This window comes from Streptomyces sp. NBC_01454 (genome assembly GCF_036227565.1).
Classification (GTDB): Bacteria; Actinomycetota; Actinomycetes; order Streptomycetales; family Streptomycetaceae; genus Streptomyces.
Genome location: NZ_CP109460.1, coordinates 1758797 through 1778515, shown reverse-complemented (window position 1 = coordinate 1778515; position 19719 = coordinate 1758797). Strand labels below are relative to the sequence as shown.

The window sequence follows — 19719 nt, the reverse complement described above, 5'->3', positions numbered from 1 at the left end:
GTCCGCAGGGGAAAACGATGGCAGCGGCCTCGGCGGATGTGCGAGCCTCCAAAGCCCATGCCGAGGCCGCATTGGATGGTCCGGCATGGATGCGTCGCAACTTCGTCGCCTCCATCCAGTACAAGACCGCGCAGCTCGATCACGACTCCGCCACCCACATCGCCGTCATCCAGGGCGCGATCGCCGCCGCCGCGAAGATCGCGCACAAGGCACAGGAAAGCGCCGCACGCGCTCAGGAGGCAGCGGCCAACGCTCGCGACCTCGCCACCGAGGCATTGAAGTGGGCCGACAAGGCGAAGAATTCAGCCGTGCAGGCCACCACCTCCGCCCAACAGGCCGACGCGAAGGCGGATGCGGCCGAGCAGTCCGCCAAGGACGCACAAGCCTCGGCCAACAAAGCCAAGCAGGAAGCCTCCATCGCCTGCACGGCCGAAATCGCAGCCGCGGCAAAGAAGGCAGCTGAGGAGGTTCGGAAGGCCAAGAAGGCCGGGAAGAACCCCGCGGACACCCCCGAGAACGACAAGGTTTCGGATCCGCCGGATTCGCTCTCCTCGGCCTGGGGGTAGGCGCGTTCTTTCCGCCCGCTGGGGCGGCACTTGAGCTGTTTACTGGCAACCTCGGGTATGCGTCCCTCGCGTTCACTGGACTCAACGTCTTGTTCACCGGAATCGGCTATGGACTGACGGGCGTCGAGTTCAAGTCATCCCTTGCCCGCGCTGCCCTGAGCGTGATCACCTTCGGCCAGTCCAAGTGGATCGGCGCACTCAGCGGATCCCAGGTCGCCACAAAGATCACGCAGATCGGGCACGACCTCGTGTCCCCCATCACCGGCTTGCTGGGATCCCTCGGGTTCTGACCAGAAGTACTGTGGAAATCACGCACGATGGCCTGCGGTGCACCTGCCGCAGGCCCTCGTCCGCCGTGGAAAGGACCTGGCATGCTCGCGCGGCTTCCCCTGCCCTACCTGCTGCTCATGGCAGCTGTCGCCACTCTCATATTCTGCCTCTACATGGACAGATGGCTGAATACGCGCAAGGTGACAGCGATGTCTTTCTTCATCTCTGTCGGGTGCTGTCTCGGTATGGTCGTAGTAGGCGGACTTCAGTATCAGCACTGGAGCCATAAACAGATGCTGATCCTGTACTCCTTCACGTGGGTCGGGCTCACAATCGGTCTGATTCCCGCCAGGAATCCCGTTCTCGAGTATTGCGATGAATGGCGGCGAGGCGTCAGGAGGGAAAAATACGAGTATTCGAAGTGGTGTGCAATCGCGCCAGTTGTTTCGGTCACCCTTATGGGATTCTTGGGGTTCATTCTTGCGACCTGACGGCCACGGCCCGCCAGCCACCCGGAATACCGGGCGAGAGGACCAGGGTGCCTAGAACCTGGTGGTGGAGGTAACCGGCGTCCCAGGTGGGCCGCCCCCCTGGCGCACGTCGCTCCGCCCCGGCGGTCACAAGACGGCCGGGGCGGCGGCAAGGCCGTTCAGTCGCGCGGGACCCCGATCTGGGAAACGCAGCGCAGCAGGCTCTGGCGGAAGGTGCGGACGAAACCCTCGACGGTGTCGGTGTCGCGTGGCGTGTTCAGGTACGGCTTCAGGCGCCGTTCGACCTCCTGTACGCCGGGCTGGCCGGCCATGTGGCGGGCGACGGCCTCGAGGTCGCCCTCGTACTCGATGACGCGTACCAGCGTCGCGCCGCGCACGAACACCGCGGTGGCCAGGAGGCGGGCGGCCGGGGAGGCCCCGGCGCCGGGCACCGACGGGGAGCCGACCCGGCGGAAGCCGGCGAAGACCTCGGCCACTTCGTCCTCGCACCCCGGCCGGATGTCGTAGGTCAGCGCGGCGAACGGCACTGCTAGGCCTCCTCGTCGACGTGGATCGAGCGGGTGGGGCAGCTGCGGGCGGCGTCGCGCACGGCCGCCCGGGAGGCGTCCGGCGGCTCCGGGTCCAGGACGACGACATGGCCCTCGTCGTCCTGGTCGAACACGTCCGGGGCCCGGTAGACACACAGACTGCTGACGGTGCAGGTGGCGCTGTTGGCGGTGACGCGCACGATTCCTCCTACCAGGTGACGGGGATCTCGGTGAAGCCCTCGGTGAACCCGCCCAGGCTGCGCGGGAGTTGGTCGCCGGTGACCGCGAGCCGCAGGTCCGGCAGCCGTTCGAGCAGCGACCGGGTGGCGACCTGGAGCTCCATGCGGGCCAGTGCCGCCCCCGCGCAGTAGTGGAGCCCGGCGCCGAACGTCATGTGGTGGTTGTCCGTACGACGGATGTCGATCTTGAACGGTTCGGAGAACACCTCCTCGTCCATGTTGGCCGACTCCTCGGACAGCAGGACGCTGGTGCCCTTGGCGATCACGGAACCGTCCGACAGCGGGATGTCCGCCACCGCGTAGCGCAGCGTGCCGACCGAGGAGCCCATGATCTGGGTCCGCAGCAGCTCCTCGACCGCGCCCGGCACCAGCGACCAGTCCGCCTGGATCTCCTTGACCAGGTCCCGGTGGTGCAGCAGCACCGCCGTGCTCGCGCCGATCTGGCTGGCGGTGGTGACATACCCGGCGATCAGCAGACCCTGGGTCCAGAATTGCAACTCGTGCTCGGAAAGACGGTTGTTGTCCTCGTCGCGGGCCTTGATCAGCCCGCTGACCAGATCCTCGCCGGGATGTGCGCGCTTGCTGTCGATCAGCTCGCCCAGGTAGTGCCACAGCCCCTCACGGCACCGCTGCATCTCCTCGACGGGCAGCTTGCTCACGGACAGGAAACCGTCGACGAGGTAACGGAAGCGGTCCATGTCCTCCAGCGGCACACCGAGCAGCCGGCAGATGACGCGGATCGGCAGCGGGAAGGCGAACGCCTCGTTGAGGTCGAGCGGACGGGGCCCGGCGGTCATCGCGTCGATGAGCTCGTCGCACACGGACTGCGCCACCGGGCGCAGCGCCTCGACCCGGCGCGCCGTGAAGGCCCGGGTCACCAGACCGCGCACCCGGATGTGGTCCGGCGGGTCCGGGTTGATCTCCGGGTCGGCGAACAGCTCGTTGTCGGCCGAGATCCGCGCGACGTCGGGGCGTTGCCGGCGGGAGATGTTGCGGCTCAGCCGGTGGTCGGCGAAGAGGGAGCGCACATCGGCGTACCGGGTGACCATCAGCGCACGGTCACCGCTGGGCAGCGTCACCTCGACCGCCGACCGGTTGCGCAGACCGCGCAGCGCCTCGGGTATCTCCATCGGCGGGGACCAGGGGAACGGGTAACGGACGGGGGTAGGGGAAGTCATCGACGTCCTTGCCTCTCGTGGTGGGAGCGGGGTCAGGGCTTGACGGGCCAGTCGGGACGCGCCCAGGCGCTCTCGGCGAACGTCCACTCGTAGCGGACGCCCAGCGAGAAGAAGTCGGTGAGCTGGGCCAGGTCGCGGTCCGACCCCCGCTCGGCCATTTCCTCGGCGACGCTCAGATAGCGCTCGACGACGCGCGCGTAGCCCTCCGCCGGCTGGTACAGCGCGGCCCACGGCGCATAGCGCGAACCGGGCGCGCAGCGCCGCGCCAGGTCGGCGGAGACCCGGTGGTTGAACCAGGCCATGGGCAGCAGCGCGCCGAGGGCGGCCGCCGGTGACGTGGCCGCCGCGGCCTGGAAGAAGGAGCAGTGGGCCCGGGCGAGGGGGTCCGCCGGCGCGTCGGCGGCCGGCGCGCGCAGACCGAGGTCGGGGGCGACCTTGGTGAAGGCCTCGCGCAGCCGGTCCCGGGCCTGAAGCGTGCCGACCGCGGCGCGGGCGAAGAACACCGCGTGCGCGTCGTCCGCGGCGCTCGCGGCGCACCGGGCCAGCGCCCGCCCGTACGCGGGCAGCAGATGCCCGGTGTCCTGCTCGACGAAGTGGGTCAGCGCCTCACCGGGGAGCGAGCCCGACCGCAGCCCCGCCCAGAACGGGTGGTCGAGCACCTCGCGCAACACCGGATCGGCACTCGCGATCAGCCGGTCCCGCAGCATGGCAGCTTCCTCTCGGGTAGGGGTCACAGCGCCAGCCGGACGTGGTAGTGCCGCAGCCAGGCGTCGAGTTGGAGGACCATCTCCACGTCGCGGCGCTCCCCCCAGCCGGTGGTCGGCACCGGCCGGCCCTCGGCCAGCAGCCGCCTGGCGGCCGGCACGTCGAGCAGGGGGCGCACCGGGGAGTGCGGATCGGCGACCAGCTCTGCAAGCCGGTCGCGCAGCATCTGCCCGTAGCCCGGGTCCTGGGTGATCGGGAACGGGCTCTTGGGACGGCGCAGTACCCGCTCCGGCAGCAGCCCGGCCAGCGCCGCGCGTAGCGGGCTCTTCTCCTCGCCACCGTGCCGCTTCAGCCGCCAGGGGATGTTGAAGGCGTACTCGACCAGCCGGTGGTCGCAGTAGGGCACCCGCACCTCCAGCCCGACCGACATGCTCAAGTGGTCGTTGCGGGTCAGCAGCAGCGGCAGCCACCGCGTCATGTGGAGGTAGCCGACGCGGCGCAGCAGGGCCTCGCGGGCATCCTCGCCCGGCACCGCGGGCACCTCGCGCACCGCCTGGGAGTAGCGGTCCGCCGAGTAACCGGGCACGTCCACTTTCTCCAGCAGGGAGCGGTCCAGCAGCCCGGTGCTCATGCCGTGCGGGGCGACCCCGAAACCCATCGTGACCCACGGGAAGTTGCCGCTGTCCACGAGGTTCTCGTCGCTGAACGAGCGGTACCCGCCGAAGAGTTCGTCGGCCACCTCGCCCATCAGCGCCACCGTCGAGTGCTGCCGGACGGCCCGCAGCAGCAGGTACAGCGACCGGTCCATGTCCGGCGTGGGCCGGGGCAGGTCCTGCGCCGTCATCGCGGCGTGCCCCACCACCGGGTCGGCCAGGTCCTCGGTGCGCAGGACGACCGGCTCGTGGTCGGTCCCGACGAAGGCGGCGACTTCCGCGGCGTGCGGGGCGTCCGGGCTGTGGTGCCAGAAGTCCTGGCGGAAGCGCTCCGCGTGCCCCTCGAAGTCCACCGCGAAGGTCCGCGGGCGCCGCCCGTGCCGCGCCGCCAGCGCGACGATGGCGCTGGAGTCCAGCCCACCGGAGAGCAGGGTGCACAGGGGGACGTCGGCCACCAGGTGGGAGGCGACCGAGTCGGACAGCAGCCCCCGCACGGTGTCCACCGTCGCGGGCCAGTCGTCGGTGTGCTCGCGTCCCGGCAGCGACCAGTAGGCGCGCTCGTGGATCCCGCCGTCCCGGACGGTCAGGACGTGCCCGGCCCGCACCTGCCGGATGCCGGAGTAGACGGCGTGCCCGGGGGTGGCGATGTACGACAGCAGCTCCGCCAGCCCTTCGCTGTCCACCGCCGAGTCGACCAGCGGGTGGGCGAGGAGCGCCTTGACCTCCGAGCCGAACAGCAGGCCGCGGCGGGTCGGCGCGTAGTACAGCGGCTTGACCCCGAGCCGGTCGCGGGCCAGCAGCAGTTCCTGACGCTGGGTGTCCCACACCGCGAAGGCGAACATCCCGTCGAAGCGCTCGACACACCGCTCACCCCACTCCAGGTAGGAGGCCAGCACCACCTCGGTGTCGCTCGACGTGCGGAAGGTGTGGCCGCGGGCCGCCAACTGCTCCCGCAGTTCCCGGTAGTTGTAGATCTCGCCGTTGTACACGAGGACCGCCCGTACCTCGCCGTCCCGCTCCGCGGTCATCGGCTGCCGGCCGCCCGGCGGGTCGATGACGGCCAGCCGCCGGAAGCCGAGCGCGACCCGCCGGCCGGCCCACACCGCCTCGGCGTCCGGCCCGCGGTTGGCCATCGCGGCCACCATCGTGCGGACCGTGCTGCCGTGCTCGGTCAGGTCCCGCTCGAAGTCGATCCACCCGGCCACTGCGCACATGTCGTCCCCTCGTCAGTTGTCGGAAGGCCGGACGGGCCGGCCGGCGGCGGACACCAGGGCGCCGACGCGTGCGGACGGCGGCGGCTGCCGCCGCATCTCCTCCCGCAGGCGCCGGGCGGCCGTCCGCACGGCGCCGTCCTCCAGCAGCCGCCGGCACTCCTCCCGCAGCCGCTGCGGCGTCGCGTCCGCCACCGGCAGCAGCCGCGCGGCACCCACGCCCGCGACCGCCCCCGCGTGCCCCGCGTGGTCCGGCAACTGCGGCACCAGCAGCAGCGGGAGACCGTGGTGGAGAGCGGTGAGGACGGTGCCGGCACCACCGTGCGCGACCACCCCGTCGCATGCGTCCAGCAGGCTGTGCAGGGGCGCGTCCACCACCACCCGCACGTCCTGTGGCAGCCGGCCGAGCAGCGGCACCTGCGCCGCTGAGACGGCCGCCACCAGCTCCACGCCGAGCGGATGCAGGGCACGCACCACCTCCGGGAGGAGGAACCGCCGGGCCGACAGCTTCGCCATGGTGTGCCCCCAGGTCACACACAGCCGCCGCCCGGCCGGCTTCGGCAGCGTGACCGGCCGGCCGCCGCCGTTGAACGGCACGTAGCGCACCGGGACGGCCGGCGGCGCGGCGGGCGGCCGCAGCGACGGGGGAGTGGGGTCGAGGGTCAGGGCGCCGAACGGGTCGACGGCGTCCAGCCCGTACCGCTCGGCCAGCGGCGCCAGCAGCCCCGGCAGCACGTGCCCGGCCCGGGCCATCAGATCCGTTCCGTACAGATGACGCACGGCCGGCACCCCCTGCACCGCGGCCGCCAACGGGCCCGCCAACGCGGTGGGTTCGTAGACCACGACGTCCGGGCGGAAGTCCGACGCCAGCTCGACCAGCCCGTCGGCCATGGACTCGGCGTGGGCGAGGAACATCTCCGCGGCCCGTGGACCGCCACCGCGCCCACCGGCACCGGACCGCGGCGCGCCGATCACATAGCGGCGCACCATGGCCACCGCGTCGACGTCATGGCCGGTCACGGCCGCCGGCAGCCCGCACCGGCCGATCTCCGCGGCCAGCGCCGGCTGGCTGGCCACGAGCACCTCGTGTCCGGCGGCGCGGCACGCCCACGCCTGTGTCACGAGCGCGTACAGGTGCGACGGCCAGGCCCAGGTGGTGAACAGCAAGCGCATCTCGGTGCGTCCTTCCCGCCGCGGTTGCCGGTCATCGTGTGCGGCGCCGCTCGTGCCCGGCTCGAAGACCGCTGGGCACCGAGGCGGGCGCCCTCTCACCGGGCGTCGAGCCCGCACGGGGATCGTGAGCCCCCGTCCGTCCGCACACCGAAACCGTCCGCACGGAGAGGAGACCGGTGACGACCCCCCGCACCGCCCTGGTCACCGGGGCCAACCGCGGCATCGGCCTGGCCACCGCCCGGGCCCTGTACCGCGCCGGATGGCGCGTGGTGCTCGCCGCCCGGGACCGCGACGTGGCATGGACCGCCGCCGCCGAGACCGGTCCCCACGCTGTCGGCGTACCCCTGGATGTGACCCTGCCCGAGAGCGTGGCGGCCGCCCGCGCCGCGGCCGGCCCGGTGGACGCGCTGGTGAGCAACGCCGGCGTGCTGCTGGACGCGGGGTACGACCCGCTGACCGTCCCGGTCGACCTGGTCCGCGCCACCCTCGACGTCAACGTCCTGGGCGCCTGGCGGGTCTGCCAGACCTTCGTGCCCGACATGGTCCGCGGGGGCTGGGGGCGCGTGGCCCTCCTCTCCAGCGGCACGGGCACGTTCACCAACGGGCTGTTCCCCGGCGCCCCCGGCTACGCGTTGTCGAAGACCGCCGTCAACGGGCTCACCACGCTGCTGGCCACCGCGACGCGCGGCACCGGGGTGCTCGTCAACGCCGTCAACCCCGGGCCCACCCGGACCCGGATGATGCCGGACGCCCGGGGCGCCGTGCGGAGCGCCGCCGACGATGTCGTGCACGCCCTCGGGCTGCCCGACGACGGCCCCACCGGGGTGCTGTTCCGCAGCGGGCGGATCGTCGGGTGGTAGCGCACCCGCACCGCCCCGCCCCCGCTCCACACCCGATTGACGGCACCTCCAGCCGGCTTCCAGGCCGCTCTGAGACGGTCGGCCGGACAGCCCACGCACCCCTGAGGAGGGCGATGTGCACCGCACGTTGATCGTCGCCAGGCTGAAGACCGACGACCCCGCGCGCATCGCGGACGTCTTCGGCGCGTCGGACGCGACCGAACTACCGCACATGGTGGGCGTGTCCCGCAGGACCCTGTTCACCTTCCACGACCTGTACTTCCACCTGGTCGAGGCGGACGAGGACATCGGCCCGAACCTCTACCGGGCGCGCAGCCACCCGCTCTACTCCGACATCAACACCCGGCTCGGCGAGTTCGTGTCGCCGTACGACCCCGGCTGGAAGGAACCCAAGGACGCCATGGCGTCCCCGTTCTACGTCTGGACAGCGGAGCAGGGGAGGATCCGGTGACCGCGGAAAGGCCCCGCAAGCTGAACGCCGCCGACGTCCCCGCCAATCGCCGCAGGGGCGGCGAACTGCGGGTGACGCTCAGCCCCCGGACCGTCGGCTGCACCTCCGGCTTCGGGGGTGTGCTGCACCTCGCCCCGGGCGAGGCCGTCACCGAGCACTACCACCCGTACTCCGAGGAGTTCCTCCATGTGGTGTGCGGTGCACTGGAGATGACGATGGACGGGGAGCCGGTCGCGCTCGCCGCCGGGGACTCGCTGTTCGTGCCGATCGGGGTGCGCCACCGGCTGGTGAACGCCGGTGAGGAGCCCGCCACCGGCGTCTTCCACCTCTCCCCGCTGGCTCCGCGCCCCGAGCTCGGCCACGTCGACACCGAGCCGGTCGCCGCCGCCGACGAGCCGCACCCCGACATCCGGGCGGACCGGTGAGCGCTGAGAAGGCGGTCATCACCGGTATCGGGGTGGTGGCACCGGGCGCGGTCGGGCGGGAGGCGTTCTGGGAGCTGCTGGCCGCCGGCCGCACCGCCACCCGGCGCATCACCGGCTTCGACCCGGCCGCGTTCCGCTCCCGTATCGCCGCCGAGGTCGACTTCGACCCGGGGGCGTGCGGCCTGACGCACCAGGAGGTCAGGCGGATGGACCGGGCGGCGCAGTTCGCCGTGGTCAGCGCGCGCGAGGCGCTGGCGGACAGCGGGCTCGCCATGCCGGCGGACGACCCCGGGCGGGTGGCGGTCTCCCTGGGCAGCGCCGTGGGGTGCACCACCAGCCTGGAGCGCGAGTACCAGGTCCTGTCCGACGACGGGCGGAACTGGCTGGTGGACCACACCTACGGCGTGCCGCACCTCTACGGCTACATGGTGCCCAGCTCGCTGGCCGTGGAGGTGGCCCGAGAGGTGGCGGCGGAGGGGCCGGTGGCGCTGGTCTCCACCGGCTGCACCTCGGGCCTGGACGCGGTCGGGCACGGCGCCCAGCTCATCGAGGAGGGCTCCGCCGACGTCGTCCTCGCCGGGGCGACCGACGCGCCGCTCTCGCCCATCACCTCGGCCTGCTTCGACGCCATCCGGGCCACCTCCCCCAACAACGACGACCCCGCGCACGCCTCCCGCCCGTTCGACGCCGACCGCGACGGCTTCGTCCTCGGTGAGGGCGCGGCGGTCCTGGTCCTGGAGCGCGCCGGCGCGGCGCGGGCCCGCGGCGCACGGGTCTACGCGGAGATCGCCGGCTTCGCCAGCCGCAGCAACGCCCACCACATGACCGGACTGCGCCCCGACGGCCGCGAGATGGCCGAGGCGATCACCACCGCACTGCGGCGGGCCCGCCTCGCGCCGTCCGCGGTCGACTACGTCAACGCCCACGGCTCCGGCACCCGGCAGAACGACCGGCACGAGACGGCCGCCTTCAAACGCAGCCTGGGCGCACACGCCTACGAGGTACCGGTCAGCTCCATCAAGTCCATGATCGGGCACTCGCTCGGCGCCATCGGATCGCTCGAGGTCGCCGCGTGCGCCCTCGCCCTGCGCGAGCAGGTGGTCCCGCCCACCGCCAACCTGCGGACCCGCGACGCCGAGTGCGACCTCGACTATGTGCCCCTGACCGCGCGGGAACACCGTATGCACACCATCCTGAGCGTCGGCAGCGGATTCGGCGGGTTCCAGAGCGCCACCGTGCTGTCCCGCCCCGGCACCGGGCGGGCGCCCGCCGGAAGGGGGCGGCCGTGACCGCGCCCCGGGCAGCCGTCGTCACCGGCATCGGCGTGATCGCGCCCACCGGTCTCGGCGCGGACGCGCACTGGCAGGCCGTGCTGGCGGGGAAGTCGGGCATCGGTGCCCTCAGCCGCTTCGACCCCTCGCCCTACCCGGTCCGGCTGGCCGGTGAAGTACCGGGCTTCGACGCCCTGGAGACGCTGCCCCGCCGGCTCGTCCCGCAGACCGACCGCTGGACGCACCTGGCCCTGTGGGCCGCACAGGCCGCGCTGGCGGACGCCGGCGTCGACCCGGCCGCCCTCCCCGAATACACCATGGCGGTGGTCACCGCGAGTTCCTCGGGCGGGACCGAGTTCGGGCAGCACGAGATGGAACGCCTCTACCGCCACGGCCCGTCGTGGGTCGGCGCGTACCAGTCGATCGCCTGGTTCTACGCCGCCACCACGGGCCAGATCTCCATCCGGCACGGGATGCGCGGACCGTGCGGCGTCCTCGCCTGCGAGCAGGCGGGCGGGCTCGACGCGATCGGCCAGGCCCGGCGCCTGCTGCGGGACGACGTGCGACTGGTCGTCACCGGCGGCACGGACGCCTCCCTGTGCCCCTACGGTCTCACCGCCCAGCTGCCCGGCGGCCAGCTGTCCACCGTGGAGGACCCGGCCCGCGCCTACCTCCCTTTCGACCAGGACGCGCGCGGCGCCGTCCCGGGCGAGGGCGGGGCGATCCTGGTCGCCCAGGACGCCTCGTCGGTCCCGGCCGGCGCCGGGTACGGCGTCATCGCCGGCTACGCCGCCGGCTTCGACCCGCCCCCGGGCTCGGCCCGCCCGCCGGTCCTGCGGCGCACCCTGGAACGCGCTTTGGAGGACGCCGGGACCGCTCCGGGCGAGGTGGACGTCGTCTTCGCGGACGGCAGCGGGGTGCCGGAACGCGACCTCACCGAAGCCCGGGCGATCAGCGCCGTCTTCGGGCCGTACGCGGTGCCGGTGACGGTGCCCAAGGCCCTGACCGGACGGCTCTACGGCGGCGGCGCGGCACTCGACGTGGCCACCGCGCTGCTCGCCCTGCGCGACGGCGTCATCCCGCACACGGCGGGATGCACCCGCCCGGCGCCCGGCTGCGACATCGACCTGGTCACCGCGGCCCCGCGCCGCCGGCGACTGCGGGTCGCGGTCGTCCTCGCCCGCGGGTACGGCGGCTTCACCTCGGCCATGGTCCTGCGCCGGGCCGGGTCCGGCGCGAACGACGAAGGAGAGGAGACGGGATGAGCGGCTACACGCTGGATGACCTCCGCGTGGTGATGCGGGACAGCGTGGGGGTGGACGAGTCGGTGGACCTGTCGGGGGACATCGCCGACGTCACGTTCTCCGACCTGGGCTACGACTCGCTCGCCGTACTGGAACTGGCGAGCCAGGTACAGCGCGCGGTGGGGGTCCCCATCGCCGACGAACTGGCCCTGGAGGCACCGAGCCCGGGCGCCTTCGTGGCCTGTGTCAACCAGGCACTGACCGAAGCGGGGAGCTGAGCATGTCAGGACACGTCGACAACACCATCGTGATCGACGCACCGCTGTCCCTGGTGTGGGCGATGACCAACGACGTCCCCTCGTGGACGACGCTGTACAGCGAGTACGCGGAGGCCACCGTGCTGGAGCGGGAGGGCAACCGCGTCCGGTTCCGGCTGTCGCTGCACCCCGACGAGAACGGCACGACATGGAGCTGGGTCTCGGAGCGGATCAGCGACCCGGACGCCCATGTGGTGCACTCCCGCCGCGTGGAGAGGGGGAACTTCAAGTACATGTGGATCTACTGGGAGTTCACCCGGGAGAACGACGGCGTGCACATGCGCTGGGTCCAGGACTTCGAGCTCAAACCCGGTCTGCCGATGGACGACGCCGCCATGACCGCCCGGCTGGACACCAACACGGGCACCCAGATGCGGCGCGTCAAGGAGCAGATCGAGACGGCCGCCCGGCGCACCTCCGCCACCCGCTGAGCAGGGGCGGACGTGACGGCCCTCGTCGTGCCCCTCGTCCTGCTCGCCAACGGCCTGGCGGCGGGCGTTCTGGTGGGCACCCAGCTCGGCGGCTGGCCCCTGCTGGCCTCCCTGCCGCCGCGGCGCTACGTCCACGCCCACGCCTTCTTCGCCACCCGCTACGACCCGTTCATGCCCGTGTGCTTCCTCGGCACGGTGCTCGGCGACCTCGTCCTCGCCGCCGGGGCGGCCCATGCCGCGGCCCGCTGGGCGTTCGGCGTGAGCGTGCCGCTGGTGCTGGCCGCGGTCGTCATCTCGGTCACCCGGAACGTGCCGGTCAACCGGTGGATCCGCGCGCTGGACCCGCAGGCGCTCCCGCCGGACTTCGCCGACCGCGACCCCCGCCCGCGCTGGGGGGTGTGGAACCGCGGCCGCTGCGTCCTCGCCGTCGCCGCGCTGCTCACCAACTGCCTGGGATGCGGCCTGCTGCTGTGAACGGGCGCGCCGTCCCCCACCACCTCTCATGAAGGGAAGGCTGCTGTGCAACTCAACCTGGAGGGCAAGAAGGCTCTGGTCACCGGCGGTACCCGCGGCATCGGACGCGCCGTGGTGCTGGCCCTCGCCCGGGCCGGCGTGGACGTCGTCACCTGCCACCGCCAGGAGGGCGACGCCGTCGCCTCCCTGGAGAGCGCGTTGAAGGAGACCGGCGGCAACCACCATGTGCTGCGCGCCGACCTCGCCGACCCCGAGCAGATCGCCGGCCTGCTCCGGGAGTGCGCCGACTGGCTGGGCACCCTCGACGTCGTCGTCAACAACGCCGGTGCCATCAGCCATGTGCCCTACGGCGAGCTGCCGCTCGCCGAGTGGCAGCGGATCATCGACACCAACCTCACCGCCGCCCACCTGGTCATCCAGCACGCCCTGCCGATACTCGGCGAACGCGCCTCGGTCATCAGCCTCGGCTCCAAGTCCTCCGAGGTCGGCATCCCGCTGCGCGCGCACTACACCGCCACCAAGGCGGCGCTGCGCGGCCTGACCCGTTCGCTGGCCAAGGAGTTCGGCTCCCGCGGCCTGCGCTTCAACGTGCTCGCCGCCGGCGTCATCGCGACCGAGGCCCTGGACGCGATGAGCCCGGAGCAGGCGGCGGCGATGCGCGCCCGCTACGGCGCCAAGACGGCCCTCGGCCGGCTCGGCACCCCCGACGAGATCGCGGCGGCGGTGCTCTGGCTGGCCAGCGACCTCTCCAGCTACGTCACCGGCGCCACCCTCGCCGTTGACGGGGGGATCTCCTGATGGGCGGGGCGGCGCAGCCGTTCCGGGTGATGCTGCGGATGCAGATCAAGCCGGGCAGGGAGCAGGACTTCGAGAAGGTCTGGCGGGACGTCGGTGCGTCGGTCACCTCCCACCCCGCCAACCTGGGGCAGTGGCTCTCCCGCAGCCTCGACGAGGAGGGCGTCTACTACATCGTCAGCGACTGGGTGGACGAGCCCCGCTTCCGGGAGTTCGAGACCAGCCGGCGCCACCTGGACCACCGCCGCCATCTGCACCCCTACCGCAGCGACGGCTCGATGACCACGATGACGGTCGTCGCCCACCTCACGGCGGACCCGGACGCGTCGGCCGGCCACCGCGACTGGGAGGCCGCGGGATGAGCGGGGAGGTCCGGGTGGTCGTCCGGCACGTGGCCGAGGACGCCGCGGCGATCGAGAGCGCCTACCACCGGGTCAGCAAGGAACTGGCCGGTGTGGCGGGCATGCTCGGCAACGAGCTGTGGCGGGGTATGCGCGACGACGGCGTCTTCGTGGTGGTCAGCCGGTGGCGGGACGCGGCCGCGTTCCGCAGCTGGGAGGCCGGCGCCGCACACCGGGACAGCACCTCACCGCTGCGCCCGTTCCGCGACCACGACGGAGGCCGCCCGTTCGAGATCTTCCATGTCACCGCGGCCTACTGACCGCCGGGGACGGACAAAGGCGGCCGTGGGGCCGTGGCGCGCCGCGGGGCGCGCCGTGCTGAACATGCTGGCCGTCCTGGGGCACTCCACCGGATGGCTGGTCGGCGTGCCGCTGCTCCCGCCGCCGGAGGAGGAGCCGGAACCCGGCGACCCGCGGGCCCCGTGACCTGTCCGGAACACGCGGCGGACCCGCGTGTTCCGGACGACGCGTGAGGCGTCCCGGCGGCCCGGCGGATCAGTCCTCGTCCTCGCGGCCGGCGCCGCGAAACGAGCTCTCCGCGAGGACCATCTTGCGCTTGACCGGCGGCAGATGGTTCATCGTGCGCATCGCGGTGCGCATGCCCGTCCGGGCCAGGGTGCCGAGCAGATCACCCTTGTGCATGACGGAGTGACCGTCCATCTGGGCCCGGGACTTGATGACGGCGTCCCAGGCGTAGGACGTCATGGTGGACTCGTACCCGCCCACCGCGTCGAGGAGGGACAGCTCTCCACGGCTCGCGGCGGCCAGCTTGCGGGTGAGCAGCCGGGCGTCGCGCAGCGCGGTGTTGGCGCCCACCCCGCGGCCCGGCGTCATGGTGTGGATGGCGTCACCGATGAGCGTGACGCTGCTGGGCTTCCACGGGTCGATCGGCTCGGACGTCCGGATCACCAGGGGGAAGCTGCTGTCCGGGTCCCCGAGCGAGAAGATCCGCCGGTAGTCGGGGTGCCACGAGGTGGTCTTCTCCATCACGAGCTGCTGGATCCGGGCGCCGCGCAGCTGGGTGACGTCCTTCGGCAGCCACTTCTCCGACGCGGCGAAGCCCCACATGATGTAGTCGCGGCTGTTGTCGTAGAGCATCCCGGGCCAGGCGCGCAGCGCCTCCGCGTCGGTGCTGCCGATGCCCACCCGCGGCTTGCCGTCCTCGTCCCACTTGAAGCGCATCACATGCAGGATGCACATGAACCCCTTGGGGCCGTGCACCATGGTGACGCCCTCCCTCACCTCCTTGGGCAGCAGCGCCCGGGTCTCGTCGGTGAGCGGGGTCTTGCCGGTGATACCGATCAGCCCGGTGTCGACCAGCTTCGCGTGCGGCAGATACTGCTTGCGGACGGGGGAGTTGGCCCCCTCGGCGCCCACGAGGACATCGCCGGTGGCGGACTCGCCGTCCGCGAAGAACGCGGTGACCCGTCCGTCGGCGTGCTGCTCGTAGTGGGTGAAGCGCTTGTCGAAGTGGACGACGTCCTCCACGCCCGTCAGCAGGACCTGACGCAGCGTCATGCGGCTCACCGACTCGTCGGCGTCATCCTCCGACGGCTGGTCCTCCGCCTTCAGCACCTCGGGTCCGGCCGAGAAGAGGAACTTCTTCTCGTGTGTCATCTGGTTGCCGTACAGGGGGCGTTGGGCGCAGGTGGTGAGGAAGGTGTCGTACAGCTCCGGTGACAGGTTGGCCCGCAGCGCCCGCTTGCCGTCGGCGTCGATGCCGACCCGGTAGCCCTGCAGACCGTCGCGGCGGGTGCGGTCGCGCTCGTACACCGCGACGCTGACGCCCGCCCGCTTGAGGCCCTGCGCGAGGCAGAGCCCGCCCGTGCCGGCGCCGATGATGATGACATGCAAAGGTAAACCGGGCATTGTGGTCTCCCATTTCGTCATGGTGGCGGCGCGTCGGCGCCGTGGTCCGGGGCGTGACGGACACGCCGCGGACAGGTCCTAGCGGGCGTGGGCGGCCGCCATCGCGGCCAGCCACTCCTTGGTCCAGGTGATGCGCCCGGAGTGCAGGTCCGCGATCACCGATTCCACCCAGTCCAGCTCCGCGGCGGTCGTGGCCCGCATGCACTCCATTTCCAGGGTGAACAGCCGGCCCCATTCGCCCGACGCCGCGATCTGCGTGTCGAGCCGGGCCAGTTCGGTGGCGAGGTTGGTCCGGCGCTTCTCCAGTTGTTCGGCCACCTCGCCGGGTTCGAGGAGGGGGACGAACGCCATGGCGGCCAGGAACTCCGGGTACTCGCGGGTCGGAGCCGCCAGCGCGTCGAGCATCCATTCGCGCCACACGGCACGCCCCTCGTCCGTGAGGGCGTAGAGCGTCCGCTCGGGGCGGTTGTGCTCGCGGCTGTTCTCCCGCACCTCGATCAGCCCCTTGCGGTGCAGGCGGTCGATGGTGCGGTAGAGGCTGGCCCGCTGGCCCACGTTGACCACTTCGCCCTTGCCGCGGTCCTTCATCAACCGCTGCATCTTGTAGGGGTGCATGCCGGGCTGCTGCTGGTGGTCCACCTCGGCCAGCAGGGACAGCACCGCCAGAGCCAACGTTGAGCGCCTGTACGTCATAGTTTCCAGGTTACTAGTGAGGGGGCGACTAATTCAACCTCTGCCGCCCGCGGCCGGGCCGGCGCCGCGCGGCGCGCACACGCGTGTGGCCGGTGGGCAAGCCCACCGGCCACATGAGAAGGACTCCGGGCGCCGTCCCGCTCGTGGGGACGACGCCCGGTGCCGTACTGCGTCCTGCTGCGCCGTGCTGCGCTGTACGAGCGCCGTACCGTCAGTCGTTGCGCCCGGTCACAGACCGGCTCCCTGGTACGCCCCCATGTTCGGGTGCGCGGCGGGGACGCGGTTGCCGTAGAAGTCGCGCGGCGCGTCCTGGGACAGCTGGACCCCGCTGCCCAGCGCCGGGGAGGACTTCCTCAGCTTGTACCCGGCGGCGTCGTCGACGGACGTCGCGGACCCGGGGCTGACGAACCGCGGGTCACCCACCGCCCGGTGCGCGTCGCTCGGGACCGTGGAGACGTTCTGGTAGAGGTTCCCCGTGAAGGTGCTGGTGGTGTCCTTGAAGGCCGAGCCCCCGGGCTTGCCGACGAAGATGTTGTTCGCGACCAGCGGGGTGTCCGGGCTGACGTTCCACCACAGCGTGTCGGCCGTGGGGGCGTAGACGGTGTTGCCGTAGATCGAGATGTTCGTCTGCTTGGTGCAGGCCAGGATGATCACGCCACCGGAGACGTCGCGGTCGTTCTGGCTGATGTTGTAGCGGATCGTCGGCCGGTCCGACGGCAGCCCCTCGACCGAGCAGATCAGCATCATCCCGCTGTTGTCGTGGCTGACGTTGTACTGGTACAGGTCGCCGACGTCCGCGCCGTCGACATCGAAGGCGAACGCCCCGAACGTGCCCGCGTCGCCACCGCCGATGGTGTTGTACTGCATCGTCGTGTAGTCGGAGTTCCACGACCAGATGCCGGCGTGGTCGGTGGTCGCCTTGAGACCGAACCCCTCGACGGTGTTGTGCTGGATCATCGCGTGTTGGCCGTTGGTGATGTTGATCCCGTCACCGCCGAGCCGGCTGAGGTGATTCCGCTCCACCACGATGTCCGTGTCGGGGCCGTAGGCGCTGCCCGGTCCGTCCGGGTAGAGCGCCCGGCGGGCCCAGAGGGACGACGTCCCGATCCCGATGCCGCTCACGTCGCGCAGGGTGTTGTCGGTGACGGTGATCCCGGAGAATCCGGTGACCTTGCGGGAGCCGGTCGCGTTGAAGACGATCCCGCCGCCCGGCTGGCCCGGGTTGGTGCAGTCGCATCCGGCCACGTCGTGCACGTAGTTGTCGTCGAAGACGTAGTGCGAGCCGGTGCCGTAGTCCGTCAGCTCGACGTAGATCCCGGTGCGGGGGTCGGTGACATTGCCGCCCGGGTCGGAGATGTCCAGGCCGCGGATCTCCCAGCCCTCGACGTTGTGCAGGTAGACGGCGGCGCGCGCGTCGGCGGCCACCACTTTGGGCCGGGCGCCGGAGCCGTAGGACATGACCCTGATCGGCGACTTGGCGGAGCCCGAGCCCTGGGGGACCAGCTGCCCCTGACAGGTGGAGCCCTTGCGGAAGAGGATGTTGTCCCCGGGGCGGAAGACGACGCTGTTCACCTTCTCCAGCGTGCGCCAGGCCGTGCCGGCAGAGGTACCGGCCTTGGCGTCGTTCCCCGAGGAACAGTCGACGTAGTAGGTGGTCCCGCCCGACCGGTGCTCGTCGGCCGCGGTGGCAGTGGCCGCGGTGCCGGCCGAGCAGGCGAGTATGAGGGCTGAGATCAAGGCTGTCGCGGACTTTCGCGCATATAACACGGAACTCTTCGCTCCCCCATTGTCGTGTTTCCGAAGTTCCGGGTGCGTCTTCTTTCGCTGTCGCGTTCCGATGCCGGACCGTCCCGCCATGGCGGGGTTCACCGACGGGGGCGCCATGCCCCGCACCGGAGAAGAGACTGCCCGAAAGGTGCCGGAAGAACGGCTTGTTACCGCCTTTCCGGATGGCGAACGCAGAATACACGATGGCCGGTCTTTTGCGCCGTGAAAAATGTAATTGCCGCTTCCGGGGCCCTGACGTGCGAATTCTCCGGAGAAATTTTGGGGAATTGTTTTCCGGTTTATCTCGGCGGAAACTTCCATCGTCACATGCCCGCCTGGAGGGCCGCTCGGATTCCGCTGGAGTCGCGGGCTCGCCACCTCGATCGGGCGCCGGTGTCGCGCCGGGCGCTCTTGCCGGCGGGCCGTGTGCTGTGCCTGCGTGCCTGGTCGGCGCCGGTCGCACGGACGGGTGGCGGAGTCCGGGGCGGATTGAGGCAGGAGAGGGTGCGGAAGGGGCTGATGCGCGCCCCTGTGGCTCGCTCGTCAGGGCGCAGGGCGCGGGACGAGAGGAGGGCCGGCCCCGGCCCCCGCCTCAACCTCCCGTCGGTGGGGGCGCCGTGCTGCCGCGGGGGACGAGTTCGGTGGGCAGGACGATGTGGCGTTCGTGGGCGCCGTCGGAGTCGTCGATCACCGAGCGGGTGAGGCGTATGGCGGTGCGGCCGAGTTCCACGGCGGGCTGGGCCAGCGTCGTCAGACCCAGCACTCCCGCCATGACGTGGTCGTCGAACCCCATCACCGAAACCTGCCCCGGAACCGAGACGTTGGCCGCGCGCAGGGCCGCCAGCAGCCGGAACGCCAGATCGTCGGTCTCGGTGAACAGCGCGGTCGGCGGGGCCTGGAGGCTCATCAGCCGCCCCACGGCCGTGGCCATGCCGCTGCCCTTCCAGCCGGGCACGCTCATCACCAGGGAGGGGTCGTGCTCCAGCCCGGCGTCGGCGAGGGCCCGCAGATGCCCGGCGAGCCGGTTCTTGCTGCTCCAGGCGAAGCCGGTCTCGTCGAAGGTCTGGAGGAAGGCGATCCGCCGGTGGCCGAGGTTGATCAGATGGCGGGTGCCGCGCAGTGCGGCGTCCTCGTCGTCGACGTAGACACTGGGGCGCCCCGGTGCGTGCTGGCTGACGAACACCAGGGGCATCCCCAGATCGTCCAGCCGGGCGCGTTCGGCGGGGGTGAGCGCGAAGCTCACCACGAGGAGGGCGTCGGCGTTGCGGCGGGCGGGCAGCCGGTCGAAGAAGTCGGCGCGTTCGTGTACATCGCTCACGCTGTAGACCAGCAGGTCCAGGCCCGCCTCGCGCAGCGCGGGGGCCATGCCGGACAGTGCCGAACTCAGAAACCACGAGGCCAGGTTGGGCATGAGGACGGCGACCCGGCCGGTGCGGCCGGTGACGAGACTGGACGCACTGCGGGTGATCGCGAACGAGAGCTCGCGGGCCGCCGTTTCGACGCGGGCGCGGGTCGTGTCCGAGACGGTGGACAGCCCGCGCAGCGTGCGCGACACCGTGGACACCGAGACCCCCGCCCGATGGGCCACATCGGCCATCGTGGCCTCGCTCCGAGCTGAGGACATGCCGGGACGCTAGCACAAAATCGCGATGACAGCGTTGCCAAGAGGATCGCTCGCGAAATCTGTTGTTCACCACCCGTTGACCTG

Annotated in this window: 25 protein-coding genes; 15 read left to right on the top strand and 10 right to left on the bottom strand. The window is 71.6% G+C overall.

Annotation, left to right across the window (positions count from 1 at the left end):
* Window positions 1-17: 17 nt before the first annotated feature.
* From OIU81_RS07680 to OIU81_RS07670, 3 genes are all read left to right on the top strand, one after another.
* The gene (locus OIU81_RS07680) at window positions 18-566 is read left to right on the top strand and encodes a hypothetical protein (protein WP_329145196.1); all 549 of its coding nucleotides are present in this window, start codon (window positions 18-20) and stop codon (window positions 564-566) included.
* Window positions 567-655: 89 nt separating this feature from the next.
* Window positions 656-856: a hypothetical protein gene (locus OIU81_RS07675; protein WP_329145194.1), complete on the top strand. Its 201-nt coding sequence runs from the start codon at window positions 656-658 to the stop codon at window positions 854-856.
* Between the two features lie 81 nt (window positions 857-937).
* Window positions 938-1327 (top strand): hypothetical protein, encoded by a 390-nt coding sequence (locus OIU81_RS07670; RefSeq protein WP_329145192.1) that lies wholly within the window; start codon window positions 938-940, stop codon window positions 1325-1327.
* Window positions 1328-1485: 158 nt separating this feature from the next.
* On the opposite strand, the gene OIU81_RS07665 is transcribed toward OIU81_RS07670, so the two are convergent.
* The 6 genes from OIU81_RS07665 to OIU81_RS07640 are packed head-to-tail and all read right to left on the bottom strand — an operon-like array spanning window position 1486 to window position 7013.
* The gene (locus tag OIU81_RS07665) at window positions 1486-1854 is read right to left on the bottom strand and encodes a SchA/CurD-like domain-containing protein (RefSeq protein WP_329145189.1); all 369 of its coding nucleotides are present in this window, start codon (window positions 1852-1854) and stop codon (window positions 1486-1488) included.
* A gap of 2 nt (window positions 1855-1856) precedes the next feature.
* The gene (locus tag OIU81_RS07660; RefSeq protein ID WP_329145187.1) at window positions 1857-2054 is read right to left on the bottom strand and encodes a ferredoxin; all 198 of its coding nucleotides are present in this window, start codon (window positions 2052-2054) and stop codon (window positions 1857-1859) included.
* Between the two features lie 8 nt (window positions 2055-2062).
* Window positions 2063-3271, bottom strand: a complete 1209-nt coding sequence (locus OIU81_RS07655; RefSeq protein WP_329145185.1) for a cytochrome P450 — start codon at window positions 3269-3271, stop codon at window positions 2063-2065.
* 32 nt (window positions 3272-3303) lie between these two features.
* A complete protein-coding gene (locus tag OIU81_RS07650; protein WP_329330978.1) occupies window positions 3304-4005 on the bottom strand; it encodes a TenA family protein in 702 nt (233 codons plus the stop codon).
* The gene (asnB, locus tag OIU81_RS07645; protein WP_329145181.1) at window positions 4002-5843 is read right to left on the bottom strand and encodes an asparagine synthase (glutamine-hydrolyzing); all 1842 of its coding nucleotides are present in this window, start codon (window positions 5841-5843) and stop codon (window positions 4002-4004) included. The genes OIU81_RS07650 and asnB overlap by 4 nt, the downstream gene beginning before the upstream one ends.
* 12 nt (window positions 5844-5855) lie before the next feature.
* Window positions 5856-7013 carry a nucleotide disphospho-sugar-binding domain-containing protein gene (locus OIU81_RS07640; protein ID WP_329145179.1) on the bottom strand — a complete coding sequence of 386 codons (1158 nt, stop codon included), beginning with the start codon at window positions 7011-7013 and terminating at the stop codon, window positions 5856-5858.
* Window positions 7014-7189: 176 nt separating this feature from the next.
* Between OIU81_RS07640 and OIU81_RS07635 the strand changes: the two genes are divergently transcribed.
* The 12 genes from OIU81_RS07635 (at window position 7190) to OIU81_RS07580 (ending at window position 14108) form a co-directional block, all read left to right on the top strand.
* Window positions 7190-7873: an SDR family NAD(P)-dependent oxidoreductase gene (locus OIU81_RS07635; protein WP_329145176.1), complete on the top strand. Its 684-nt coding sequence runs from the start codon at window positions 7190-7192 to the stop codon at window positions 7871-7873.
* A 115-nt stretch (window positions 7874-7988) separates the two neighbouring features.
* Window positions 7989-8324 carry a TcmI family type II polyketide cyclase gene (locus tag OIU81_RS07630; RefSeq protein WP_329145174.1) on the top strand — a complete coding sequence of 112 codons (336 nt, stop codon included), beginning with the start codon at window positions 7989-7991 and terminating at the stop codon, window positions 8322-8324.
* Window positions 8321-8749 (top strand): cupin domain-containing protein, encoded by a 429-nt coding sequence (locus OIU81_RS07625; RefSeq protein WP_329145171.1) that lies wholly within the window; start codon window positions 8321-8323, stop codon window positions 8747-8749. Before OIU81_RS07630 ends, OIU81_RS07625 begins: the two co-directional genes overlap by 4 nt.
* A complete protein-coding gene (locus OIU81_RS07620) occupies window positions 8746-10038 on the top strand; it encodes a beta-ketoacyl-[acyl-carrier-protein] synthase family protein (RefSeq protein WP_329145169.1) in 1293 nt (430 codons plus the stop codon). Before OIU81_RS07625 ends, OIU81_RS07620 begins: the two co-directional genes overlap by 4 nt.
* On the top strand, window positions 10035-11285 hold the full coding sequence (locus OIU81_RS07615; protein WP_329145167.1) for a ketosynthase chain-length factor: 1251 nt from the start codon (window positions 10035-10037) through the stop codon (window positions 11283-11285). Before OIU81_RS07620 ends, OIU81_RS07615 begins: the two co-directional genes overlap by 4 nt.
* Window positions 11282-11542 (top strand): acyl carrier protein, encoded by a 261-nt coding sequence (locus OIU81_RS07610; protein WP_329145165.1) that lies wholly within the window; start codon window positions 11282-11284, stop codon window positions 11540-11542. Before OIU81_RS07615 ends, OIU81_RS07610 begins: the two co-directional genes overlap by 4 nt.
* A 2-nt stretch (window positions 11543-11544) precedes the next feature.
* Complete coding sequence (locus OIU81_RS07605) at window positions 11545-12012, top strand: SRPBCC family protein (protein ID WP_329145163.1); 468 nt, start codon at window positions 11545-11547, stop codon at window positions 12010-12012.
* Between the two features lie 12 nt (window positions 12013-12024).
* Window positions 12025-12486 carry a DUF1772 domain-containing protein gene (locus tag OIU81_RS07600; protein ID WP_329145160.1) on the top strand — a complete coding sequence of 154 codons (462 nt, stop codon included), beginning with the start codon at window positions 12025-12027 and terminating at the stop codon, window positions 12484-12486.
* 45 nt (window positions 12487-12531) lie between these two features.
* A complete protein-coding gene (locus OIU81_RS07595; protein WP_329145157.1) occupies window positions 12532-13284 on the top strand; it encodes an SDR family NAD(P)-dependent oxidoreductase in 753 nt (250 codons plus the stop codon).
* Window positions 13284-13643, top strand: coding sequence for an antibiotic biosynthesis monooxygenase family protein (locus OIU81_RS07590; protein WP_329145156.1), 360 nt, complete (start codon window positions 13284-13286; stop codon window positions 13641-13643). Before OIU81_RS07595 ends, OIU81_RS07590 begins: the two co-directional genes overlap by 1 nt.
* A complete protein-coding gene (locus OIU81_RS07585; protein WP_329145154.1) occupies window positions 13640-13942 on the top strand; it encodes an antibiotic biosynthesis monooxygenase family protein in 303 nt (100 codons plus the stop codon). The genes OIU81_RS07590 and OIU81_RS07585 overlap by 4 nt, the downstream gene beginning before the upstream one ends.
* Before the next feature lie 25 nt (window positions 13943-13967).
* The gene (locus tag OIU81_RS07580) at window positions 13968-14108 is read left to right on the top strand and encodes a hypothetical protein (protein ID WP_329145152.1); all 141 of its coding nucleotides are present in this window, start codon (window positions 13968-13970) and stop codon (window positions 14106-14108) included.
* 69 nt (window positions 14109-14177) lie between these two features.
* Here OIU81_RS07580 and OIU81_RS07575 read toward each other — a convergent pair whose 3' ends face one another.
* The 4 genes from OIU81_RS07575 to OIU81_RS07560 all read right to left on the bottom strand — a co-directional run bounded on the left by OIU81_RS07575 (window position 14178) and on the right by OIU81_RS07560 (window position 19635).
* Window positions 14178-15551 (bottom strand): FAD-dependent oxidoreductase, encoded by a 1374-nt coding sequence (locus OIU81_RS07575; protein ID WP_329145150.1) that lies wholly within the window; start codon window positions 15549-15551, stop codon window positions 14178-14180.
* A gap of 78 nt (window positions 15552-15629) precedes the next feature.
* On the bottom strand, window positions 15630-16244 hold the full coding sequence (locus OIU81_RS07570) for a PadR family transcriptional regulator (RefSeq protein WP_329145148.1): 615 nt from the start codon (window positions 16242-16244) through the stop codon (window positions 15630-15632).
* 228 nt (window positions 16245-16472) lie between these two features.
* Complete coding sequence (locus OIU81_RS07565) at window positions 16473-17981, bottom strand: right-handed parallel beta-helix repeat-containing protein (protein ID WP_329145146.1); 1509 nt, start codon at window positions 17979-17981, stop codon at window positions 16473-16475.
* Between the two features lie 622 nt (window positions 17982-18603).
* Complete coding sequence (locus OIU81_RS07560; RefSeq protein WP_329145144.1) at window positions 18604-19635, bottom strand: LacI family DNA-binding transcriptional regulator; 1032 nt, start codon at window positions 19633-19635, stop codon at window positions 18604-18606.
* Window positions 19636-19719: the final 84 nt, after the last annotated feature.

Excerpts from the sequence above, each read along its gene's own strand:
- OIU81_RS07680 (WP_329145196.1), top strand. The coding sequence starts at position 18 with ATGGCAGCGGCCTCGGCGGATGTGCGAGCCTCCAAAGCCCATGCCGAG.
- OIU81_RS07670 (WP_329145192.1), top strand. The coding sequence starts at position 938 with ATGCTCGCGCGGCTTCCCCTGCCCTACCTGCTGCTCATGGCAGCTGTC.
- OIU81_RS07655 (WP_329145185.1), bottom strand. The coding sequence starts at position 3,271 with ATGACTTCCCCTACCCCCGTCCGTTACCCGTTCCCCTGGTCCCCGCCG.
- asnB (WP_329145181.1), bottom strand. The coding sequence starts at position 5,843 with ATGTGCGCAGTGGCCGGGTGGATCGACTTCGAGCGGGACCTGACCGAG.
- OIU81_RS07640 (WP_329145179.1), bottom strand. The coding sequence starts at position 7,013 with ATGCGCTTGCTGTTCACCACCTGGGCCTGGCCGTCGCACCTGTACGCG.
- OIU81_RS07610 (WP_329145165.1), top strand. The coding sequence starts at position 11,282 with ATGAGCGGCTACACGCTGGATGACCTCCGCGTGGTGATGCGGGACAGC.
- OIU81_RS07605 (WP_329145163.1), top strand. The coding sequence starts at position 11,545 with ATGTCAGGACACGTCGACAACACCATCGTGATCGACGCACCGCTGTCC.
- OIU81_RS07590 (WP_329145156.1), top strand. The coding sequence starts at position 13,284 with ATGGGCGGGGCGGCGCAGCCGTTCCGGGTGATGCTGCGGATGCAGATC.
- OIU81_RS07585 (WP_329145154.1), top strand. The coding sequence starts at position 13,640 with ATGAGCGGGGAGGTCCGGGTGGTCGTCCGGCACGTGGCCGAGGACGCC.
- OIU81_RS07575 (WP_329145150.1), bottom strand. The coding sequence starts at position 15,551 with ATGCCCGGTTTACCTTTGCATGTCATCATCATCGGCGCCGGCACGGGC.
- OIU81_RS07570 (WP_329145148.1), bottom strand. The coding sequence starts at position 16,244 with ATGACGTACAGGCGCTCAACGTTGGCTCTGGCGGTGCTGTCCCTGCTG.
- OIU81_RS07560 (WP_329145144.1), bottom strand. The coding sequence starts at position 19,635 with ATGTCCTCAGCTCGGAGCGAGGCCACGATGGCCGATGTGGCCCATCGG.